The organism is Brevibacterium sp. UMB1308A (genome assembly GCF_030230605.1).
Taxonomy (GTDB): domain Bacteria; phylum Actinomycetota; class Actinomycetes; order Actinomycetales; family Brevibacteriaceae; genus Brevibacterium.
In genome coordinates this window covers 33627-55131 of record NZ_JASPDO010000013.1, presented here as the reverse complement: position 1 = coordinate 55131, position 21505 = coordinate 33627, and the positions used below count along the sequence as shown (strand labels likewise).

Genomic DNA, 21505 nt, shown 5'->3' with positions numbered 1-21505 from the left:
GCGCCTTGCGTGCCGTGTGGGCTGGGTTGTGCCTCACTTTGGAATATAGATTTTGTGTTGGATTGCCCGGAGTATCAGCTGACTGACGCTTTGAGCGTGTAGTTTGGTTCGGAGCCGTTCGGCATGTGTGCGAACGGTCGCCACGGAGCAGTGTTCTCGTTTGGCGATGTCTGTATAGGTCAGTCCGTCGCACAGGAGAAGGAGGATTTCTTCTTCTTTTTGGGTGAGTTTTTCTGTCAGTGGCGCTGAAGGGTCTGGTCGGGTCAGGATCAGGTCTTCGCGCAGGGTGGCTAGGTAGCGGGCTGGTTCATCGTGGACGATGTGCTTTAGTACGTCGACAAAGCGTTCAGGTGGAAGTGATTTGTTCATGACGGCTACTGCCCCGGATTCGAGCATGTGACGTATGCCTGGACCGGAGGCAGTGGTGGTCAGTGCCACCACAGTTTGGTTGGGGTTGTTTGCAAGGATCTGTGCGGTTGCGGTGATTCCGCTGATTCCCGGTGGCATGGAAATGTCCATGAGGACTGTGTCCGGACGTAATTCACGGGCGAGGGCTACTGCATCCTCGCCTTGTCTTGCCGAACCCACCACGGTGAAGCCTTGAGCCTCGCTAAGCACGTGTTCAAGACCTCTCAGTGCCCACGAGTCGTCATCACACAAAAGTACGTTTGTCATGGCACGTGTGGTGAAACCGCTAAGGTCCAGTGTTGCCGAGTACGGGCCGTGATCGTGTCAAACCCTGGAACCTCCAGTGTCCGAATTAACGACCCATCCTTTTTACTAAACGACTTAATCACCGTGCCCTCTTCAAGCTCAGCAATAATATGAATACCCTCGGGAGAAAAGGCCACGCTACCAACCGCAAAAAACTGTTCCGACTCCTGAATCTGAAACAACTTCTCCGTCACACCCGTATCAATATTCGTCCGCCAGTAGACTCCGTCATTGTTCAGCCAGTTGAAGCTTCGCCCAGATACACTATTCAAATCGTAGTTCGGCGCCTCAATGTACGTTTCGTACCTTGTACCGTCGGGGTTGCGCAGAACTACATCGTGGTGGGACCCATCGCGAACGTTTCTCACACGCACAGATCCAGTAAGCGTAACCGGGCGGTCAGGTTCCGATACGTCTAATGCTAGGTTCGCAATTGAATCGGTGAAACACGGTAATGGGGTTGCCGACCCTTCACCTTCATGAGTCCGTTGATATGAAATGACGTGTTCCTGATGGTTTGCCGTTCCAGTGGCCTGCACCAAAGCTGTTACGTTGTCCCCTAGTTCTTTCGGCGCTTGCGCGGCAACACGCCCTTCCGCATCACCAATGCCATACAAAACGCCGTCACATTCCGACGTCATGAGGTAAGCACCGTCGAGTTTCGTGGTCGTGTGGCCTCCTTGAGTCAAAGTTTCAACGCTCGTCTTATACCCATCCTCAGTATCACCATCATTCATCAGCGCAAAAACCTCATCCGTAGTTGAACTGGCAACGATGTTCGTCATCACTTCCACCTTCGGATGGTCAACCTTGACCACCCGATCCGACACGAAATAGTCATACTTCCGATCCACCGCGACAAGAGTGTCACCCTGCCAAATCGGCTCACCAATTGCCATCGGGTGAATCTTCAACGCTTGAACAGAGCCATCCCGATCAAACGTCACCAAATAGCTTGTGTTAATGCCAGGCGCTGTGTCCATTTCCTGATAGATCGGGCTCAGCTGCGTTGCAAAAAGAGTATCTTCTGTGATGCGGAATTCGTCCTCACTGACCACCACACCCGAACGGTCAAACCACGAACACCCCGACAAACTTGCGAAAACTAGCCCGGCGACACACACCGAAGCGATCAACTTTTTCATATTGGTGGAAGCTTTCTGTTTAGGCGCAAGGCTGTGATGTAAAAATACATGGCAAACAGCACAGATCGAACGTCAGTGCGTGCTCTGTTCCTCTTAATTATTGCGCTCGTATTCTGCTTTATCTTTCTGCCATTGCGCTTCCTCTTCTTCAGCAGCTTGGAGCGCGTCATCAACGACTTGCTCATAGCTTTGACCGTTTTCTTCCGCATACTCGCGAAGCCCGGCACTCATTTCTTCTTCCGTGGTTCCTGGATTCAGTTCAACAAGACGTTCAACTGCTTCTTCTGTAGTCATCGACGAATCTTTTGTCGTTGCATTAGCCGGTCCACTAAGAACACTGCCAACAAGCAACGCGACTATGCTGGTGGACACGAGGAAAGGTGTTTTCTTCATGAGAGCTCCAAAGTGAAGTACTTACGTAACCTCTGAACAGGTCACACTTTGAAAGTACTGATCACGAAATGACTCTCACATCCGTCATTTAACGTATATTCTTGATCACTTCCGGGGAGATTACATGAGTGCCATGACCCGCGCTTTGTGTGGCCCCAGAGTCATCGACCCCTACATACGTCTGGCAACTCTAATCGTGGGACTCTTCATTGGGGCACCCTCGTCCTTCGAGCTTCTCACGGACCTCAACGCTCAGCTCGATATCGCTTTTGGCCTACTCATCATTGCGCTCCCATACTTTCCCCGCACGGTTGCGCTCATCATCACCGCAGTTTCAATCACACTGACAGTTGGGCTCACAGCTAACGCAGTGATCAACGACCTGGCACTGTCAGTTGCCGGCGCCGTACTGCTCACCTATAAACGCTGGAAACTCACATCCCTGCCTTTCGCGTCCCTTGTCGCTCTCAACGCGTACCTGCTCCTCGGGGCTGAGTACTATTCGTTCTTCCACTGCGCAATCTCAATAGGCACTTTCGTGTTAGCAAGCACCCTTGGCTGGGCTGCAGGAACCACAGAACAACGAATCACCCGGCTCATTGCCGACGCAGCCACCCAAGCCGCGGAATCCGAACGTCGCGAAGCTGACCTACGCAACCAATTCGCGCTTGACGCACACGACACCGTGTCACACGGGCTCACAAAAGAAAACTTCATGCTCAGAAACGCTCTGAGCAAAACGGAACCGGGTAGCGAACTCAATCAAGACATCACAGAAATCCTGTTAGCCAACAGAACTAACCAACAAAACCTGCGCTCCTTGTTAGCAGGACTCCACTCCACCACCACGAACACAGTCGCCCTCAGTCACGCTGTCGAAACCGTGTGCGACGACATCCGCGAAGCGTTCTCAGCAGCTCAACGCCCCATTCGCATCACCTGCGCAGTCACCGACCAACCTTGCCCACCACAACGCACAGCGGGTGTAGGGCTGCTACTGACAGAGCTCGCCACCAACATCCTCAAACACGGCGACATCAATGACCAATCGACAACACTCGACGTCACATGCGACGGCCCCAGCCTCCTGATCACGGCACAGAACACGCCCCGCCAGCTAACACCTCGGCCAGAAAAATACACGCCGCCTACCACCACCGCGTTCTCCGTTGAACGTCGCGTGACTATGCTCAACGGCACCGCCGACTTTCACACAACACCAGAGTCATTCACCGTCACAGCCACCGTGCCACTCAACACACCTGGGCAGAACCCCACACCGTCTAACGCAACCGCTGCGGCTTCTGACACCTCACACACACGTGAGTCGACCGCCCGCCCAGCACAACCCGCGTAATGGGCGTCGAACAGCGCACACACGGCTGACCTTCCCGGCCATACACCTGTAGCGACCGCTCAAAATACCCGGACTCGCCGTTGACGTTGACATACAACGCATCAAAACTGGTGCCACCCACCTCCAACGCACGCGCCATCACATCACGAGCAGCCTCCAGCACCCGCTCAATCCGCGAAATCCGCAACCGCGAAGCCCGCGCCGCCGGGTGTACGCCCGCTTCGAACAACGCCTCGTCAGCATAAATATTGCCCACACCACTGACCACGCGCTGGTCCAGCAGAGCAGTCTTCATTGCCACATTCTTGCGCGCAAATGCCCGAGCCACCACCGGCACCGAAAACCCACCCTCAAAAGGATCCAGGCCCGCCCCACTAGCCGACTCCGCCACCAAGCGACGCTCACCGGCCGTACCAGTAGCACCAACCCCAGCAACACCAGGCACCAGACGCTCAACACCCAGGTGACCAAAAATACGTTGATCCACAAACCGCAACTGCCCCACTCCTGCTGGCCCAGCCACGTCGAACACCGCCCGCGTGTGCGGGTGCAACTGATCCTCTGCCTCGTGAATCCTGGCCTGCCCACTCATCCCCAGGTGCATGGCAAGCGCCCACTCATCCACCTCGGCGGTCTCACTGCCACCGGCCACACTGTCACCACGCAGCCCGTCGCCAGCCAACGGCATCCACATGTACTTTCCGCGCCGCTCAACTGACACAATTCGCACGCCCTCCAGCGCGCGTTCAAAACTCACCACCCGCTCCGCCGGCACATTCCTCGCCGAGGTGGTCCCCAGTATCCGCGCGTCGAGCACCTGGGCACGGGTGATGGTGGCGCCTGTGAGCCAGGCAGAAAGACCTCGGCGCACGGACTCTACTTCAGGAAGTTCAGGCATTCAGGCCCCGCTCCTTTGCGTGCCCAGCCACTAGTTCCGGTGCCACCCAGGGTACTTTTCAAGAATCTTCTTCACCGCAACTTCCGCGGCCACAAGTTCAGCGTTTTTCTTCGACGTGCCTTCGCCGGCAGCCCACCGCGTTTCGCCTAAATACGCTACAGCGGTGAACACGCGCGCGTGATCGGGGCCTTCGCCCGTGACATCGTAGTGCACGGCGCCCAGGCTCAGGTCCGCTGCAGCTTCCTGCAACGTGGTCTTGTAGTCCATGCCCGCGCCCAGGTTCACGGCGTCTTCAAGAAGCGGCCCAACCAGGCGCTCAACTAAAGCATCCGCAGCGTCAGGACCCTGGGACACATAGCAGGCACCAATGATGGCCTCAACGGTGTCGGCCAGGATCGAGTCCTTGTCGCGGCCACCTGTGCGTTCTTCACCGTTGCCCAGCAGCAGGAACTCACCGATCCCATACGTGCGCGCAACCCCAGCCAAGGCACGCGAGTTCACAACCGCGGAACGCATCTTCGCCAACCGGCCTTCAGACGCATCCGTGTTGTGGTCAAACAACCATTTGGTGGTCTTGAGCTGCAGGACCGCGTCCCCTAAGAACTCAAGCCGCTCATTGGTGGGGATACCACCGTTTTCAAACGCGTATGAACGGTGGGTCAGAGAAAGACGAAGCGTCTCGGGGTCAATGTTGACCCCGAGACGCTTGTTAAGTTCGCTCATAGGTAGTCGCTCAGGCGTCAGCTACCTTGCGTCCCTTGTATTCAAGGAACAGCGGGGTACCTGCGGAGTCTTCAACTACGCGGGCCTGGTGTGGGCGCGAGTACACAACGCGACCGTTCTCCACAGTCTTAACAAGGGCAGGTGCCTTTGCCTTCCACTGCGAACGACGGTGGCGGGTGTTGCTGCGCGACATCTTTCGCTTTGGAACAGCCACGTCTAGCTCTCTTTCTCTTCAGTCAACAAACTCTTTAGTGTAGACCATCGCGGATCGGTATCATCAACCGGTTCCTCCACGTCACCCACGGTGTAACTGAACTCACCCTCTTCTCCAGACTTCAATGGCCTGAAGGGCAAGCTCATCACCAGAGCGTCGCGGACTGCCGGTTCAAGATCGAGCATTCCGTTCTCAATCTCGTACGAGTCTTCGTCCTCTTGGGGCCGGTCGTACACGAAGAGTTCGGTTATATCCACGTTCAGTGGCAACGTCATGTCTTCGAGCGTCCGAGCGTCCTGTCCTTTGGCTGTTGCGCTCACGGTGCCGGTGACATAAATGCCTTCGTCGACACTTTCGAGTTGCAACTCAATGTCCAGGGGGTCACCCGTGGGGACTCCGATCATTTCGTTCCGCAGGTCTTCCGGGGCGCCTACCGTCATGGTGTGCTTGATCCACTCACCAGGTTTCTTGAAGAGCCCAAGCGAGCGAAGATCTAATACAAGCTCTTTCACGCCTCACCCTCCTGACGGAAGCGGTCCCGACTGACACGCGATTGACCAGTTTACCGAACGCGTCCCTGCATATTCAACTTGGCTTACTTCTTTGCCCGTTCGTTGAGCGCTTCAAGCACAGCGGCGGGCACCAGGCCTTCAATGTCGCCACCTAGCGAGTGGACTTCGCGCACGAGTGAACTAGAAATGTGCTCGTACAGAGGGTCACCGGGAATGAAGATGGTTTCGATGTTCTTCAAGTGCCGGTTCATGTGCGCCATGGGAAGTTCGTACGCGTAGTCGGTTCCTGACCGGATTCCCTTCACCACACCTACGGCCCCAATGGATTCGCAGTAGTCCACAAGGAGCCCGCCGGGAACGTCGTCAAATTCAATGTTGCCGGCCGAGGTGGTCCTCGGGTCTTCCTGTAACCCGGCTTTGACGAGTTCGAGCCTTTCGCTCACGCTGAACGTCCCGTTTTTGTTGGGGTTGTGAACGACGGCGATCACCACCTGGTCGAACAGGCGGGCCGCCCGCGCCACAATGTCGATGTGTCCGCGAGTAACAGGGTCATATGATCCAGGGCACACTACCTTCATGCCCTAAATCCTAGCCCGCTCATACATCCAGATGGCAGTTTCCCCGTATGTTTTTGATTTAAACAGGTTCAGAGTCTCCGGTGGTTCTGGTTGGGGCGAGCGCGCGGACCGTTCCACCACGATGAGCGACGAGTCGTCCTTGAGTAGCACTTCTCCCCGTGTGAGCATCCGCGTAATAGCAGTTTCATCCAAGGGGTATGGAGGGTCGGCCAGGATCAGGTCAAACTCCCCTGTCACCGCAGGCGCGGTCGCATCGCCCTGCACAACCAGGCGCTTCTCCCCTACCGCTGCCAGGTTTTTCTTCACGGTGGCGACAGCACGGTGAGCCTTTTCGACAAACACGACGTCACTGGCACCTCGGGAAAGCGCTTCTATTCCCAACGCGCCGGACCCGGCAAACAAGTCCAGCACCCGTGCCCCGTCGATCATGCCCAGCATGTCCAGGGTTGCGAAGAGGGATTCGCGTACCCGGTCCGAGGTGGGTCGAGTGTCCGCTCCCTGTGGCGCGGTGAGTGCGCGGCTCTTGTATTTTCCGGCTATGACGCGCATTTAGTCCTCGATCTGCATAATGTCGGTGAGGTACAGCGCGAGCGCTGGTCTTTGGGCGAGTTTCGGATCATCCTGAAGCGCACCTTGGGCTGCGTTTCGGGCAGTCATAATGAGGTTTTCGTCTTTGATGGACACAAAACGCAGGCGCGCAGCACCCCACTGGCTCGTTCCCAAAACGTCACCCTCTTTACGGGTTTTGAGATCGTATTCTGCCAACGCGAACCCGTCCGTTGTCGAGGCGACGTATTCCAGCCGTTCTCTCGATTCGGAGTCTTCACGGTTCTGGGTGACAAAAAAGCACATTGCCGGTTTGCCGTCACGCCCCACACGGCCGCGGAGCTGGTGGAGCTGTGCCACCCCGAACCGGTCTGCGTCGAACACCACCATGACGCGGGCGTTGTGGACGTCTACTCCCACTTCGATCACCGTGGTGGCCACCAGCACGTCGAACTCGTGATCTTTGAACCGCTGCATGGCGGTTTCTTTCACGTCTTGTTCGGACTTCCCGTGCAGGGTTTCGATGCGCACGTCTTTTAACTCCGGGAGGGAACGCAGCTTGTCTGCAAGTTCTTCTACCCCTAAGAGCCGAGGTCGCCCTGGGTCCGAGCACCCAGCCTCCCCAGCATTCCCGCCCTGCGCACTCTCGCTCGCAGCATCTGGGTCTTCTTCTGAGTCGATCCGGCTGGTGACAACGAACGCTTGGTGCCCGTGTTGCACCTGCTCAGACACCACTTCCCACACGCGGTTAAACCACCGGGGCTTTTCGTACATGGGAACCACGTGGGTACTCACCTGTTTGGGACCACCGGGCAGCTCCCGCAGAGTGCTCACGTCCAGGTCCGAATACACCGTCAACGCCACGGTGCGCGGAATGGGGGTTGCGGTCATGACGAGCGTGTGTGGAACCTTCCCGCCACCTTTTTCTCGTAGCTGTTCGCGCTGTTCAACACCAAACCGGTGCTGCTCGTCGATCACGACGAGCCCCAGCTTGTCGAAGATCGTGGTGTCGGACAGGAGCGTGTGTGTTCCCACGACAATGTCCACGATTCCGGCGGCGAGTTCGGTGGCCACGCGCTTGCGTTCGCGCCCGGACATGGAACCGGTGAGAAGTTCGATTCGCACGCCGTCGGTAAACCCGTCCGAGGCGAGCTCACCTAACAGCGAGCGCAGACTTCCCACGTGCTGAGTGGCCAGAATTTCAGTGGGAGCTAAAAGAGCGGCTTGGTATCCAGAGTCCACCGCCTGCAACATGGCTCGCAGGGCCACGAGTGTTTTTCCGGAACCCACATCACCGTGTAAAAGCCGGTTCATGGGCGTTGAGCGCACCAGGTCACGGGAGATTTCTGTTCCAGCCTGTTTTTGTGACCGGGTGAGTTCAAAAGTCTGGTGTTGGTCGAACTGATCGAGCTTGCCCATGGCTGCCCCGGCGAGCGTGGGGGCGGCTTCCTTTTCATGAACTTGCTTGTTGCTGAGCATGTAGGTTTGCAGAGCAAACGCTTCTTCAAATGCGAACCATTCGCGGGCCTGCTGCAGTTGGGCTTTGTCGCGAGGCCGGTGGATGCCTTCCAGTGCTTCTTTGTACGAGTACAGCCCCATCTCGCTCCGCACGTGCTGAGGCATGGTGTCTGCAAACGCTTCTAAGGGCAAGCGGTCGAGCATCCGGTGGATCACACGGGTGACCGTAGACAGCTTGGTTTTTCCTTTGACGGAATAAATGGGCATTGGTTTGGTCATCTGCATTTCCTGGTGCATGCTCACCGAACCTTTGCCCCACTCACCGTCGTCGAGCTCAAAGTTGCTGTCCAGGATTCTGGGTTGGTTAATTTGGCGCCCGTACTTGGTGTCAACAACTTTCCCGGAAACCGCGATGTTTTGTCCGAGTGCCAGGTTCTTCTCCAGCCACGGCATGTTGAAGAATGTCAGCTCAACCGCCGTGTATCGACCCCCAAGTTTCACCTTGGTCAGTGAGCGTTTACGATCCCTCAGCCTGATCAGATCAACCGAGAGCACCTTACCTAGGACTACGGCGGTAGTGTCCGGTTCGAGCTCTTCCATGGGGGTGAGCTCACCAGGGAACAGGTAGGTTCGGGGCACGTGCCTTAGCACCTGGTCGACTGTGCCCAGTCCCAAGTTTGAAAACGCCGTTTTCTGTTCACGTGTGTGAACGAAGTGATCGAACAGGGTGTCTGCTGGTCCGGCCATCTCTATTCGCACCCAACAGCGACGATGCATTCGGGCACGTCACCTTCAATGACGTCAACCCGCACCCCGGGGTACTGAGTCTTCAGCTGAGCGACGGTAGCCACTAACCCGGTGGCCTGAACGTCCCGGCCGGTCACAATCGTGATGATTTCCACTGAACCTTGGTGGGTTAACGACTCCACGAGCGAAAGAACCGTTTCAGACAACGATTCGGAAGCGGCCCGCGTTTCACCGTCCTCGGACAAGAAAGGTCCTTCCGGGTGTGGGCGGGTGATCACACCTTCCCGGGTTCCCTCGATCGCCTCCCGCATGTCGTCCCTACAGTCTTGAGCCTCCACCTCGGGGTCGAAAACGGCCATCGCCGCAAGCAAAGAGACCGGCCCCGGTGCAGTGAGAACAGCGTCAGCCGGGGCAGCTGTCAAGAGTTCATGGGTCACTGAAGGCACACCGCTGACAATGGTGTGGGCGCCATCCTCAATCAGTTCATCCACGTGATCTGCCCACCCAGGCACATTCGCGTTCACAGCGACCGCCTGGGTGAGGGCCGTCTGCATGAGAACACCCATTCCGCTAGCCAGCCCAACCACGTTGATGCGTGAACCGCCTTCTTCGCTCAGATCTTCCATGCGTAACTGCACGATCCCTAACGGTTCGCACGCCGCCAAAACAGAACGGGCCGCTTCGTCATCAGACACGTGGACGTGAATCTTGGGCCACGACACCACAATGGACGTACCCCCAAGCTTCGTGAGCGCACGCGTGACTTCCCGTGTTTTGTCTTTTTGCTCAGCACACCAGAACACCAGTTCAAGGCCAACCTCTGCGCGCATTTCAACACCCTGAGCAGGCGCATACCGTATGCCATCAGAAGACGGCGCTCGCCCTGCCACAGTCAGGTAAAGCAGGTCAAACATCTCCACGATTCCTGTGGAGCCTGCGTCTACGACGTGCGCATCGGAAAGGACCGCAAGCTGCCCAGTGGTCTCCCCCAAGGCTTCGCGTGAACGTTTGCGCACCGCTTCTAACTGGGTCAGCAGATCCGAACCAGCGTCAGCTTCTTCACGCGCCTTCTGAGCCATTTCGTGAAGCACGGTCACCATAGTTCCGTGAACTGGGGTCGCAATCGCCTGTTCAGCCCTAGCCGCCGCAAGTTCCATCGCCCCGGCGAACGTATGTGCATCGAGTTCGGCAACCCCGTCCAAAGCGTCTGCAACCCCGCGCAGGGCCACAGACAGGATTAGCCCGGAATTGCCTCGGGCTCCCCTCAGCGCTCCTGTCGCCATGGCGTCAACCACGCGGTGCATGGTGACGGTGCCCGTGAGTTCTTCGACCGCCCGGTACGCGGAACGGACCGTGTCATACATGTTGGTGCCGGTGTCACCGTCGGGAACTGGAAACACGTTGATTTCGTCGATGTCGTGACGGCGCCGTTTCATGCGTTCAACCGCGCGCCTGGCCCACCGTGCTGCGAGCCTCGCGTTGACGCGAGCCGAATCCTTCACTGTGCCTCCGAAAAGTGGGTGAACGCTCCGGGCTGAATATCTGTTCCGTCAAGCGTGAGTTTTCCCGTCCCGGTCACGCATGTTCCGATCCGGGTCAAGCCTACCGGAGCCGTGTCCGCTGGCCCGGTAACCAGGTAGCCGTGGTCTTCGCCTCCGTGGAGCACCCATTTGAGCGCCAGGTCTGGATCCCCAAGGATTCGTGCGGCCGGGAGCACTTGTTGAGCCAGCCCCGCAATTGCCTCCGGGTCCAGTTCAATGTCTACGCCTGACTTCCGCGCGACCTTGCCTAAGTCCCCACTGAGTCCGTCGCTCGCGTCAATTCCAGCGTGCGCCCACCCTGGCAGTAGGGCTGCTGTGGTGTAATCCGGCCGAGGTGCCAGCTGGGTTTCGATAAAAGGGTCGGTTTCGCTGTCTCCGAGTCGGTGTCCAGCAAACAGCAGATCGAGTCCAGCTGCGGCGTGGCCTACCGTGCCAGCCAGGAACACCCCGTCATTGGGGCGGGCGCCGGAACGCAAAATCGGTTCTGTGCGCAAGTACCCAACGGCAGTGATCGCTATTGTGATGAGGCCCCCGGTTGACAGGTCTCCCCCAATAATGGCGGCACCGGCCCGTTGGGCTTCGTCGTTGAGCCCGCGCGTGAACTCTTCGATCACGTCGATGTGGGTGGCGTTGGGGGCTGACAGTGACATAAGGAGCCCATGGGGTGTGGCACCCATTGCGTAAATGTCGGAGATGTTTTGTGCTGCTGCTTTGACCCCTAACCTGTACGGGTCGAGCCACGAAAGTAGAAAGTCACTTTCTTCCACCAGCATGTCGGTGGTGGTGACGGTGGGACCGGGCAGGGTGGAAACAGCTGCGTCATCACCGGGACCCACAGACACGTGATCGCCAGGGTCTACGTGTGACAGGATGCGTTCTAGGACGCGGTCTTCTCCCAGGGATCCTAACGTCTGTTGCATAGCCACCAGCTTACGCATTTTCAGAACGGCTATCCTGGGTCATATGCGTCGTGTTCTGTCGATCTGTTTTGTTGGCCTCACTCTTGCGGGTATCAGTGCGTGCACCCCAACTGTTGTGGTGGAACCGGCACCACATGCGACTTCCGCCGCATGTGCCGATGTCATGCTGCGACTCCCTGATGCGATCGGCGAATATCAGAACCGCAAAACATCCTCGCAAGCCACCGACGCGTGGGGAGACCCTACCGCGGTGATTCTTCGGTGTGGCATGGAACCGCCAGCGCCTACCACTGACCCATGCGTCCACGTGGATGGAGTGGACTGGATTTCGGTGGAAGAAAAAGACGACTCGTGGCGTTTCGTCGCTTATGGTCGCACGCCTTCAGTTGAGCTGCTTGTGGACCCCAAAAAGGTGTCCGGCGCGGATGTCCTCACAGCTATCTCTGGAGCCGTGTCCACGCTGGAAAAAACTGGTGAGTGCGTGAGCGGAAAAGACGCCACGGTGGTTGATGAAAACAACAACCCGATCGCAACGGACTCCCTCACACCGTAAACACGCTACGGCCGTGCACGCGTCACGCCCTTAGCAGCCCACACGCTCTTAAGCAGTCGCTGAACGCTTGTGGTCCTCAACGGCGATTGTCAGCAGTTCGGTAATGAGGTCCCTATACGGCAAGCCACTCTTTTCCCACATGAACGGGTACCCAGACGTCGGGGTAAATCCGGGGGACGTGTTGATTTCATTGACCAACACTTCACCGTTTGGCCTCACAAACGTGTCCACGCGAGTGAGCCCTGTGCAATCGAATGCCCGGAACGTTTGGCACGCGATGTCGCGAACCCGCTCAGCCACGTCTGGTTCGACATCAGCTGGGCACGTGAGCGTGGTCGCGTCCAGGTCCAGGTATTTGGCGTCGAAGTCATAAAATTCGTGATCGCCAGACACGGTGATTTCACCTGGAGAAGACGCTTTGAGTTCGCGGTCACTGACGGACCCCAGCACGGCACATTCGATTTCGCGGCCGTCAACAAAGGGCTCCACAATCACTTTGGTGTCGTGTGCAAAGGCATCGTCAAGCGCTGCTTTAAAGCCCGAGGTGTCACTCACCTTGCTAATGCCCACGGAGGACCCAGCGCGGGAGGGTTTTACAAAGGCGGGTAGCCCCAGTTCCTGCAGGGAGTCGATGGTGGCTTGGGGGTCAGCCTGGTATTGGGTGAGCGAAATGGTTTTCCAATCCGCTGTTGGAATGCCTGCTGCACGTAGCACCATTTTGGTGAAGTGTTTGTCCATCCCAGCTGATGAGGAAAACACGCCGGGCCCCACAAACGGCACGTCCATCAGCGACAAAAGACCCTGCATGGTGCCATCTTCCCCGTACTGTCCGTGAAGGAGCGGGAACACGATATCCGGGGATCCTAAATCCGCAAACGCCCCCTGTGCGTCGCGCTCAATGAGGGAACCGTCTTTCGACGGTGACACGAACACTTCAGTCTGGTTGTCTACAACCTGCGGCATGTTGTCTCGGTCAAAAGAAAACGATTTCCAGTCGTGGACAACCCGCCACTTTCCTTCTGGGGTAATTCCAATGGGAAGGAGACGAAAAGCGTTCGGATCGATTTCGTTCATCACTCCGGCTGCCGTCACGCAGCTGACTGAGTGTTCAGGGCTACGACCGCCAAAGAGCACGGCGACGAGGGGGCGTTGCGTCATTATCACTTCACTTCATATGTTGCTTGGATCCAAGCGCGGCCAAGTGAGGCGAAGAACATGTTGAATCCAACAAAGGCCGGGCTCGCGTCTGGTTCAAGACCAAGAGGCTTGGACAGGGCGTGAACAATAAAGTAGTACCGGTGTGGCCCGTGGCCTTCCGGTGGAGCAGCGCCCACGAAACGTGCAGAACCTGCGTCGTTACGCATCATGACCGCACCTTCTGGAAGCAGTCCAGCATCAGGGTCACCTGCGTTGGCTTCCAGGGATGTCACGTCTGCCGGGATGTCGGTGAGCACCCAGTGCCAGAACCCGGAACCAGTGGGCGCATCAGGGTCGAAGCATGTCACTGCATACGCCTGGGTACCTTCTGGGGCACCACTCCAAGACAGAGCAGGCGAACGGTCCTGTCCACCGTCAATCCCCATGATGCCCGAGGCCTGGGCAACCGCCAATGGTTGACCTTCAGTAATGTCAGGGCTGGTCAGATCGAAGCGTGGAACTTCGTTCATACGTGCAAATGGTGAGTTCAGATAGTCGGTTGAAGTGGACATTTCTTCCTCCTCCTTTTGTGGTTCTTTCACACTAGCGAACTGGAGCTTCATCCTTACGTTTACGCGCCAAAAGAACACCAGAGAGATCTGAAACCGCTAACGATCCATCCAAAGCGGCCGCCACCGCTTGAGTGATCGGCAACTCCACTCCGTACGTGTCGCCCAACGCCAGAACCGCGGGGGCAGTTTTTACACCTTCTGCAGTTTGCGTCATCTGGGCGGCAACTTCGTCAACCGTGTTGCCTTCTCCCAACAGGCGACCAAAAGTGCGGTTACGCGAAAGTGGAGACGCGCACGTGGCCACCAGGTCACCCAAACCAGCCAAGCCTGACAGCGTGTGCTGCTGGGCGCCCATAGCGACAGCTAAACGCGTCGTCTCTGCTAGACCTCGGGTGATGATCGAAGCTTTTGAGTTGTCTCCTAAGCCTTGACCGTCTGCGATTCCCACTGCGAGTGCAATCACGTTCTTAATGGCACCGCCCAGCTCGATCCCCACCACATCAGCGTTGGTGTAGGGACGGAAGTAGCTGTTGGCACACAAGTCGGAAAGCGCCTCGGCCGTGGTAGCCGACTCGCACCCAATCACCGTGGCCGTTGGCTGGGACTCCGCGATCTCCTTTGCCAAATTCGGCCCGGACACCACAGCCACGCGGGACAGCGGAACTTCTGCGACCTCGGCGATCACTTCAGTCATCCGCTTACCGGACGTACCTTCAATCCCCTTCATGAGACTCACCAGAACACAGTCTGCCTTCAGGTGGTCCTTCCACTGCGACAGGTTGGTGCGCATACTCTGCGCGGGAATCGCCAGCACCACAACATCTGCCTCAGAAACAGCCTGAACCGGGTCAGATGTACTGGTGATGAGGTCGCTGAGCACAATGTCACCCAAGTATCGGGAGTTGGTGTGCTGCGTGTTGATTTCGTGGGCGACTTCTTCTTTGCGCGCCCACACCGTTACGGGGTTACCCGAATCAGCAATCACTTTGGCAAAGGTCGTTCCCCACGACCCGGCGCCCATGACCGCGATTTTCATAAGGACAGCTCCAATGCGTGTGTGTAGCGTTCGGGAAGTGGTTTGCCACTGAGCCGTGCGACATCGCGTGCAATCACGGCTTCAATGTGGCTGGTGACGGCGCGTAAGTTTTCGCGAGTAGGTTCAATACCTGTGACGTCAATTGGTTCACCGTAGTTGATGCGCACGATGTTGCCAGGTTTGAAGGCTGGTTTTTTAGCTCCCGGTGGCATGAGTGCGCTGGTCCCCCAGTGCGCGACTGGCACGATGGGCACTCCGCTTTCTAGCGCGAGGCGGGCTGCCCCAGTTTTGAAGTTCTCAGGCCAGAGTTCGGGGTTCTTAGTCAGGGTTCCTTGCGGGTAGATAACCACGCATTCGCCTGCGTCGAGTGCCTTGCGTGCGTACTTCAAGGCGTCCGAGGCGGTCGCTGAGTCCCGGAGAACAGGGATCTGTCCCAGCGCGCGCATAGGGCGACCAATGATGCCGGTGAACAGTGAAGACTTGGCCATAAACCGAGGCAATCGCCCGTTCGACCACAGTGATAGCGCAACGAACACTGGGTCGAGCAGGCTCGCGTGGTACACCGCAAGAATCGCTGGGCCGTCTTTGGGGATGTTGTGCGGGTTTTCGTCTACCCAACGACCAAATACCCGGTATGAAGCTCTCAACGTGGGCGCCACCAGGCGGGCAAGTCGCTTCGTGCGCTTCTGATCTTCAGGCGTGAATGTCACGTCAGAGAGGTTCTGGGTCATGGAATCTCCATTCGCGCACCTAGCGACTCGAGTTTGTGGGTGAAGTCTTCGTACCCACGATTCAGAAGCTGAAGCCCCCGCACCTTGCTGGTTCCTTCAGCCGCCAACGCTGCGATGACGTGGGAGAAGCCTCCACGCAGGTCCGGAATCTCAATGTCTTGTCCAGTGAGCGCGGTGGGCCCGGAGATCACTGCGGAATGGTTGAAGTTCATACGACCGAATCGACATGGCGTACCACCCAGGCACTCACGGTAGAGCTGGATATTCGCCCCCATGCGCACAAGCGCGTCCGTGAATCCGAACCGGTTTTCATACACGGTTTCGTGGATGATGGACAGCCCTTTCGCCTGCGTAAGCGCGACCACCAGCGGCTGTTGCCAGTCGGTCATGAAGCCTGGGTGCACATCGGTTTCGAGGGCTACCGACTGTAGCTCGGTTCCTGGGTGAGCGAACAGGATGCCGTCTTCGCGGACGTCAAACTCTCCCCCAATTTTTCTGAACACGTTGAGAAACGTGATCATGGGCTCTTGCTGAGCGCCTTCGACAAAAATCTTGCCGCCCGTGGCCAGCGCTGCCGAGGCCCAAGAACCGGCTTCGATCCGGTCAGGAATAGCACGGTGAGTGTAGCCACGCAAGGAGTCGACACCTTCAATGCGAATCACACGGTCAGTGTCGACAGAAATGATTGCGCCCATCTTTTGGAGTACAGCTACGAGGTCCATGATTTCCGGTTCAACAGCAGCGTTTTTCAGCTCCGTTGTTCCTTCTGCGCGGACTGCGGTGAGAAGGACCTGTTCGGTAGCGCCCACAGATGGGTAGGGCAATTCAACTTTGGTGCCGGTGAGTCGCCGAGGTGCTTCAAGCTTGATCCCGCCCGGCGTCTTATCGACGGTTGCACCGAACTGGCGCAGGACGTCCAGGTGGAAGTTGATAGGACGGTCCCCGATCCGGCACCCACCAAGATCTGGGATAAATGCTTGACCCAAGCGGTGCAAAAGTGGACCACAGAAGAGGATCGGTACACGTGAGGACCCCGCGTGTGCATCGATGTCAGGGATCGAACCGGACTCGATGTTGCTTGGGTCCATGTGAATTTCGCCGTCTGGCTGGTCACCGTCTGGCGCTGTATGGGTGCGAACACCGTGAAGTTCCAGAAGACCGGTCACGATCTCAACATCGCGAATACGCGGAACGCTCCGCAGAACCGACGGAGTCTCGCCCAACAGCGAGGCCACCATCGCTTTAGAGACCAAGTTTTTGGCTCCGCGTACGCGGACAGTGCCGGCCAGAGGTGTACCTCCGTGCACGATCAGCATCGGAATCCTTTCTTTGGGCAACTAGAGCAATGCTAGCCCAGGCAGGGTTCCAAAGTTTTCAGTTTGCTCACTCTGGGATAGGAAGCGTGGTGGGTTTGAAGCCTGGTCGCTGAGCTTCATACGTGTCGATATCGCCTTCGTGCTTGAGTGTCAGGCTAATGTCGTCCAGACCCTCCATGAGGCGGTAGCGCGTGAAGTCGTCAATGTCGAACGGCAGGGTCAGATCGTCACATTGGACCGTGCGTGTCTCCAGATCGACCGTGACTTCGATTCCAGGCTGGTTTTCAATCCGCTTGAGAAGGAGATCAATGTCACCTTGTTCAAGCTGGGCGACAACAAGGCCGTTCTTGCCGGCGTTTCCACGGAAAATGTCGGCAAAGCGGGATGACAGAACGGCTTTGAATCCGTAGTCGCGAAGTGCCCACGCTGCGTGTTCACGCGATGAGCCTGTCCCAAAGTCGGGCCCAGCAACCAGCACGGACCCGTTTGCATACGGTTCGCGGTTGAGAACAAACTCAGGGTCTTTGCGCCAGCGCGCAAACAACGCGTCGTCAAAACCGGTCTTGGTTACACGTTTGAGGTACACAGCCGGAATGATCTGGTCAGTGTCAACGGCTGAACGGTTCAATGGGACACCCACGCCGGTGTGTGAAGTGAACTTTTCCACGATGACTCCTATGTGCTCTACGCTTCGAGGTTTTACGCCAGGTCTGCTGGGGTTGACAGGGTTCCGTTCACTGCAGTGGCCGCTGCCACCACGGGGCTGACCAGGTGGGTGCGCCCGCCTTTTCCTTGACGCCCTTCAAAGTTTCGGTTCGAGGTGGATGCGCACCGTTCGCCTTCTGAAAGCTGGTCTGGGTTCATTCCCAGACACATGGAGCAACCGGCAAAACGCCATTCCGCACCAAAGTCGGTGAAGACGTTGTCCAGCCCCTCTTCTTCAGCCTGCAGGCGCACTTTAGCCGAACCCGGGACAACCAGCATGCGTACATTGGGAGCTTTTGAACGACCTCGGAGAACGCTTGCTGCGCTACGCAAGTCCTCGATTCTGGCGTTCGTGCACGAACCCAAAAACACGGTATCCACCGCGATGTCTTTTAGCGGGGTGCCGGGAGTTAAGCCCATATACGCCAGGGCATTTTCTGCCGCGATTCGTTCGTTCTCGTCAACGATCTGAGCGGGGTCAGGAACCGACTGCGAAAGTGGCAAACCTTGACCAGGGTTGGTCCCCCAAGTGACATAAGGTTCGATGTCCGCGGCGTCCAGAACGACCTCGGCGTCAAATTCCGCGTTCTCATCCGTACGCAAAGTCTTCCAGTACGCAACCGCTTGGTCCCATGCGTCGCCCGTGGGCGCGTGAGGGCGACCCCGCAGGTACTCGAACGTGATGTCGTCGGGTGCGACCATGCCGGCGCGGGCACCTGCTTCAATCGACATGTTGCACAGGGTCATGCGCGCTTCCATGGACAGGTTGCGGATTGCGTCACCGCGGAACTCGAGCACGTGGCCGGAGCCACCGTTGGTGCCGATTTTTGCGATGACCGCCAGGATGATGTCCTTGGCTGAGGAGTGTTCAGGCAGGGTTCCGTTGACCGTGATGGCCATGGTTTTGAACGGTTTGAGGGAAAGAGTTTGCGTAGCCAGCACGTGTTCGACTTCGCTGGTACCGATCCCAAAAGCGAGCGCGCCAAACGCGCCGTGGGTCGAAGTGTGGGAGTCACCACACACCACCGTGGTGCCCGGCTGCGTCAAACCCAGTTGAGGGCCCACAACGTGCACGATTCCCTGTTCCACATCACCCAGCGAGTGCAAACGGATGCCGAACTCTTTTGCATTCTTACGCAGAGTGTCGATTTGAGTGCGGCTGGTGAGATCGGCAATAGGCTTGTCGATATCAACCGTGGGAGTGTTGTGGTCCTCCGTTGCGATTGTGAGGTCCGGGCGGCGGACTTTGCGGCCCGCGAGACGTAGACCTTCGAATGCCTGAGGGCTGGTCACTTCGTGGACGAGGTGGAGGTCAATGTAGATGAGGTCAGGTTCGTTGTTTTGACCGGCTGTGACAACATGGTCAGCCCAGACCTTCTCTGCAAGTGTGGTTCCCACGGTAGATCTCCTTCGTGACACGCAACCTGCGCCTGTTATTAGGCACGGGCACTCTCACTGCGATTTTTCGAGACTCACACTAGCCAGATGTACCACCATCCGAACTTGCATCTTAGATGGTGAGACCTACAATTGAGGGTATGAGCAACCAAAATGGAAGCGGCGTTGGAGTTATCGACAAAGCCGCACTCGTCTTATCCGCACTTGAAGCCGGGCCTGCTTCGCTGGCTGAACTTGTGAGCCTCACCGGCCTGGCTCGCCCCACCGCACACCGCCTGGCGGTTGCTCTTGAGTATCACCGGCTGGTTGGGCGAGACCTTCAAGGGCGCTTCGTATTAGGCCCACGCCTGTCCGAACTTTCATCCGCAGCCGGCGAAGACCGTTTGCTCGCAGCCGCTGGCCCTGTTTTGAACCAGTTGCGTGATCGCACAGGCGAGTCCGCTCAGCTGTTCCGTCGCCAGGGTGACCTGCGCTTGTGCGTCGCCGCCGCTGAACGGCCCGTGGGTCTACGTGACTCCGTTCCCATTGGCGCCACTTTGAGTATGCGCGCGGGTTCCGCTGCACAGGTGTTGCTCGCATGGGAAGAACCGGACCGCATGCACACGGGTCTGCGTGGCGCACGATTTTCTGCCACGATTCTTTCTGGTGTCCGCCGCCGAGGTTGGGCACAGTCGATCGCGGAACGCGAACGAGGCGTGGCATCAGTTTCTGCGCCAGTCCGTGGCCCGAGTTCGCGGGTTGTTGCGGCCGTGTCGATTTCCGGCCCGGTGGAGCGTTTGACTAGGCAGCCTGGCCGTTTGCACGCACAGTCGGTTCTCGAGGCTGCGAAAGCTCTTACGGATGCGCTGAATCGCGCATAGGGCCTGCACGCTGGCCGGGGCTGCTCTTTCCTAGGGTGGCCCCGGCTTTTATGTGCGATTTGCGTAACATGATTGATGTAGCACCATGAACAAAGGAGTCAAACATGACTGACAACTACCCTTCAAGCGGCGCGCCTAACAGTCCGACGCCACCTTCGAACGCGCCGAGCGCTTACGGTTCAAGCCCATATGGCTCCGCCCCGCAAGCAACCCCAGGACATGTGCCTCAGGGGTCAACCCAAACCGGTCCTGTTGTACCGCAACAGCAGTATGCTTCAGCCCCTGTTCAGCCTACCGCCGGACAACCTGCTGCAAGTCAGCCTGCCGCTGGCCAGCCATACCCAGCTGCCAACTACAACACCGGCGAGGTTTCCCAGCCAACTGGTCAGTTTCAAGCGCAGGCTCCTAGAGGAAACGTGTTTACGCGCTTCTTCAAGGCATTGTTTGACCTGAAGTTCGAAAACTTTGTGACGATCAACTTTGCAAGTGTTTTGTACACGCTTTCGATCGTCACTGCGGTGGGAACGTGGCTTCTTTGGATCGTCATCACCGCGATTGCTTCTGCAGCCGCTAGCGGTCTCAGCTACGCCTTGTCTGGCTCAGGCGGTGGGCTGTTGGGCATGATGTTCCTGCCCACTATTTTCCTGGGGTGGATTCCTGCTCTTGCGCAGATCATTTTGTCGCGTATTGCGCTCGAATTCATGGTTGCCAATATCCGTACGGCGCAAAACACTACTGAAATGCGGAGGGCTCTGACCGACTAATCTCCGGGCTCGCAACCGGAACCGCACGCATGAGGGGCGCATCGAAAACAGATGCGCCCCTCATGTGTATGAAGTTTTGGAATGTGTACCCCCGAGCAGGTTCGAACTGCCGTTTCCGCCTTGAGAGGGCGGCGTCCTAGGCCACTAGACGACGGGGGCTTGTGCTGAAATAGCGCTGGGGTACCAGGACTCGAACCTAGACTAAATGAACCAGAATCACTCGTGCTGCCAATTACACCATACCCCAATGCAAGACTCGGGCTTGAAGCCCGCGTCGGCAACGAAAGACTACTTTACATACCTTGGCGCTCTTGTGCAAAACCGGCACAAATTTGTGTTGCCGATCACAGGGCGGGTGCTATCATCAAACCAACTCATTGGTTGTTTTAACGGAGGCGAAAATGCTCCTACCAACTGTGTCTTTTTCTTCGACGCTGTCTACCGGGCCGCAGGTTCCGTTTTATGCCGACGCAGGTGTTGTGGCCATGATGTTCGTGGCTCCTGTTTCGCTCATATTGCTGGTCGCTGCGATAGTCCTGGTGGTTTTCGCCCAGCTCAAACCGCTGCACACGACACTGCTGATTCTGCTAGCGGTGTTCGTGCCCATTCTGGGTCCGATCATTGCGATCATCATCGCTACCGTGCTCAAACGGCAGAACCAAGCTGTGAGCTAACCGCCCACGCGTG

Annotated in this window: 24 protein-coding genes and 2 tRNA genes; 5 read left to right on the top strand and 21 right to left on the bottom strand. The window is 57.5% G+C overall.

From position 1 onward, the window contains the following. Nucleotides 1–33 precede the first annotated feature (33 nt). From QP868_RS07185 to QP868_RS07175, 3 genes are all read right to left on the bottom strand, one after another. The gene (locus QP868_RS07185) at nucleotides 34–675 is read right to left on the bottom strand and encodes a response regulator transcription factor (protein WP_284925915.1); all 642 of its coding nucleotides are present in this window, start codon (nucleotides 673–675) and stop codon (nucleotides 34–36) included. Then, nucleotides 672–1859, bottom strand: coding sequence for a hypothetical protein (locus QP868_RS07180; RefSeq protein ID WP_284925914.1), 1188 nt, complete (start codon nucleotides 1857–1859; stop codon nucleotides 672–674). The genes QP868_RS07185 and QP868_RS07180 overlap by 4 nt, the downstream gene beginning before the upstream one ends. Before the next feature lie 93 nt (nucleotides 1860–1952). Continuing rightward, complete coding sequence (locus QP868_RS07175; RefSeq protein ID WP_284925913.1) at nucleotides 1953–2252, bottom strand: hypothetical protein; 300 nt, start codon at nucleotides 2250–2252, stop codon at nucleotides 1953–1955. A gap of 124 nt (nucleotides 2253–2376) precedes the next feature. Between QP868_RS07175 and QP868_RS07170 the strand changes: the two genes are divergently transcribed. Beyond that, nucleotides 2377–3609: a sensor histidine kinase gene (locus QP868_RS07170; protein ID WP_284925912.1), complete on the top strand. Its 1233-nt coding sequence runs from the start codon at nucleotides 2377–2379 to the stop codon at nucleotides 3607–3609. Here QP868_RS07170 and mutM read toward each other — a convergent pair. The 9 genes from mutM to thiL all read right to left on the bottom strand — a co-directional run bounded on the left by mutM (nucleotide 3536) and on the right by thiL (nucleotide 11746). Beyond that, the gene (gene mutM, locus QP868_RS07165; protein WP_284925911.1) at nucleotides 3536–4507 is read right to left on the bottom strand and encodes a bifunctional DNA-formamidopyrimidine glycosylase/DNA-(apurinic or apyrimidinic site) lyase; all 972 of its coding nucleotides are present in this window, start codon (nucleotides 4505–4507) and stop codon (nucleotides 3536–3538) included. The two genes, QP868_RS07170 and mutM, sit on opposite strands and share 74 nt — an antisense overlap. A gap of 30 nt (nucleotides 4508–4537) precedes the next feature. Then, nucleotides 4538–5230, bottom strand: a complete 693-nt coding sequence (gene rnc, locus QP868_RS07160) for a ribonuclease III (RefSeq protein ID WP_284925910.1) — start codon at nucleotides 5228–5230, stop codon at nucleotides 4538–4540. 10 nt (nucleotides 5231–5240) lie between these two features. Beyond that, nucleotides 5241–5444, bottom strand: coding sequence for a 50S ribosomal protein L32 (gene rpmF, locus QP868_RS07155; protein WP_040348679.1), 204 nt, complete (start codon nucleotides 5442–5444; stop codon nucleotides 5241–5243). Between the two features lie 2 nt (nucleotides 5445–5446). After that, the gene (locus QP868_RS07150; protein WP_102238701.1) at nucleotides 5447–5956 is read right to left on the bottom strand and encodes a YceD family protein; all 510 of its coding nucleotides are present in this window, start codon (nucleotides 5954–5956) and stop codon (nucleotides 5447–5449) included. Between the two features lie 83 nt (nucleotides 5957–6039). After that, nucleotides 6040–6534 carry a pantetheine-phosphate adenylyltransferase gene (gene coaD, locus QP868_RS07145; protein ID WP_284925909.1) on the bottom strand — a complete coding sequence of 165 codons (495 nt, stop codon included), beginning with the start codon at nucleotides 6532–6534 and terminating at the stop codon, nucleotides 6040–6042. A gap of 3 nt (nucleotides 6535–6537) precedes the next feature. Continuing rightward, complete coding sequence (gene rsmD, locus QP868_RS07140) at nucleotides 6538–7083, bottom strand: 16S rRNA (guanine(966)-N(2))-methyltransferase RsmD (protein ID WP_284925908.1); 546 nt, start codon at nucleotides 7081–7083, stop codon at nucleotides 6538–6540. Continuing rightward, on the bottom strand, nucleotides 7084–9285 hold the full coding sequence (locus tag QP868_RS07135; protein ID WP_284925907.1) for an ATP-dependent DNA helicase RecG: 2202 nt from the start codon (nucleotides 9283–9285) through the stop codon (nucleotides 7084–7086). A 2-nt stretch (nucleotides 9286–9287) separates the two neighbouring features. Then, nucleotides 9288–10787: a DAK2 domain-containing protein gene (locus QP868_RS07130; protein WP_284925906.1), complete on the bottom strand. Its 1500-nt coding sequence runs from the start codon at nucleotides 10785–10787 to the stop codon at nucleotides 9288–9290. Next, nucleotides 10784–11746 carry a thiamine-phosphate kinase gene (thiL, locus tag QP868_RS07125; protein WP_284925905.1) on the bottom strand — a complete coding sequence of 321 codons (963 nt, stop codon included), beginning with the start codon at nucleotides 11744–11746 and terminating at the stop codon, nucleotides 10784–10786. The genes QP868_RS07130 and thiL overlap by 4 nt, the downstream gene beginning before the upstream one ends. A gap of 43 nt (nucleotides 11747–11789) precedes the next feature. On the opposite strand from thiL, the gene QP868_RS07120 reads away from it, so the two are divergent. Continuing rightward, a complete protein-coding gene (locus QP868_RS07120; RefSeq protein ID WP_284925904.1) occupies nucleotides 11790–12299 on the top strand; it encodes a DUF3515 domain-containing protein in 510 nt (169 codons plus the stop codon). A gap of 48 nt (nucleotides 12300–12347) precedes the next feature. Here QP868_RS07120 and QP868_RS07115 read toward each other — a convergent pair whose 3' ends face one another. The 7 genes from QP868_RS07115 to leuC all read right to left on the bottom strand — a co-directional run bounded on the left by QP868_RS07115 (nucleotide 12348) and on the right by leuC (nucleotide 19194). Beyond that, the gene (locus QP868_RS07115; RefSeq protein WP_284925903.1) at nucleotides 12348–13457 is read right to left on the bottom strand and encodes a D-alanine--D-alanine ligase family protein; all 1110 of its coding nucleotides are present in this window, start codon (nucleotides 13455–13457) and stop codon (nucleotides 12348–12350) included. Between the two features lie 2 nt (nucleotides 13458–13459). Next, the gene (locus QP868_RS07110; RefSeq protein ID WP_284925902.1) at nucleotides 13460–14008 is read right to left on the bottom strand and encodes a YbhB/YbcL family Raf kinase inhibitor-like protein; all 549 of its coding nucleotides are present in this window, start codon (nucleotides 14006–14008) and stop codon (nucleotides 13460–13462) included. A gap of 31 nt (nucleotides 14009–14039) precedes the next feature. Beyond that, nucleotides 14040–15044 carry an NAD(P)H-dependent glycerol-3-phosphate dehydrogenase gene (locus QP868_RS07105; RefSeq protein WP_284925901.1) on the bottom strand — a complete coding sequence of 335 codons (1005 nt, stop codon included), beginning with the start codon at nucleotides 15042–15044 and terminating at the stop codon, nucleotides 14040–14042. Then, a complete protein-coding gene (locus QP868_RS07100) occupies nucleotides 15041–15775 on the bottom strand; it encodes a lysophospholipid acyltransferase family protein (RefSeq protein ID WP_284925900.1) in 735 nt (244 codons plus the stop codon). Before QP868_RS07100 ends, QP868_RS07105 begins: the two co-directional genes overlap by 4 nt. Further along, the gene (gene murA / locus QP868_RS07095) at nucleotides 15772–17091 is read right to left on the bottom strand and encodes a UDP-N-acetylglucosamine 1-carboxyvinyltransferase (RefSeq protein ID WP_284925899.1); all 1320 of its coding nucleotides are present in this window, start codon (nucleotides 17089–17091) and stop codon (nucleotides 15772–15774) included. Before murA ends, QP868_RS07100 begins: the two co-directional genes overlap by 4 nt. Before the next feature lie 67 nt (nucleotides 17092–17158). After that, nucleotides 17159–17758: a 3-isopropylmalate dehydratase small subunit gene (gene leuD / locus QP868_RS07090; RefSeq protein WP_284925898.1), complete on the bottom strand. Its 600-nt coding sequence runs from the start codon at nucleotides 17756–17758 to the stop codon at nucleotides 17159–17161. Nucleotides 17759–17790: 32 nt separating this feature from the next. After that, a complete protein-coding gene (gene leuC, locus QP868_RS07085; protein ID WP_284925897.1) occupies nucleotides 17791–19194 on the bottom strand; it encodes a 3-isopropylmalate dehydratase large subunit in 1404 nt (467 codons plus the stop codon). Between the two features lie 140 nt (nucleotides 19195–19334). Between leuC and QP868_RS07080 the strand changes: the two genes are divergently transcribed. Together QP868_RS07080 and QP868_RS07075 are read left to right on the top strand one after the other, a co-directional pair. Continuing rightward, nucleotides 19335–20054 carry an IclR family transcriptional regulator gene (locus QP868_RS07080; RefSeq protein WP_102238688.1) on the top strand — a complete coding sequence of 240 codons (720 nt, stop codon included), beginning with the start codon at nucleotides 19335–19337 and terminating at the stop codon, nucleotides 20052–20054. A 104-nt stretch (nucleotides 20055–20158) separates the two neighbouring features. After that, entirely contained in the window at nucleotides 20159–20818 is a 660-nt protein-coding gene (locus tag QP868_RS07075) for a DUF4282 domain-containing protein (protein WP_284925896.1), read from the top strand. Between the two features lie 86 nt (nucleotides 20819–20904). Here the strand turns inward: QP868_RS07075 and QP868_RS07070 are convergent. Both QP868_RS07070 and QP868_RS07065 read right to left on the bottom strand, forming a co-directional pair. Continuing rightward, nucleotides 20905–20977: transfer RNA gene (locus QP868_RS07070), tRNA-Glu, on the bottom strand. A gap of 16 nt (nucleotides 20978–20993) precedes the next feature. Then, nucleotides 20994–21065, bottom strand: a tRNA-Gln gene (locus QP868_RS07065). A gap of 154 nt (nucleotides 21066–21219) precedes the next feature. Between QP868_RS07065 and QP868_RS07060 the strand changes: the two genes are divergently transcribed. After that, the gene (locus QP868_RS07060) at nucleotides 21220–21492 is read left to right on the top strand and encodes a hypothetical protein (protein WP_284925895.1); all 273 of its coding nucleotides are present in this window, start codon (nucleotides 21220–21222) and stop codon (nucleotides 21490–21492) included. Nucleotides 21493–21505 lie beyond the last annotated feature (13 nt).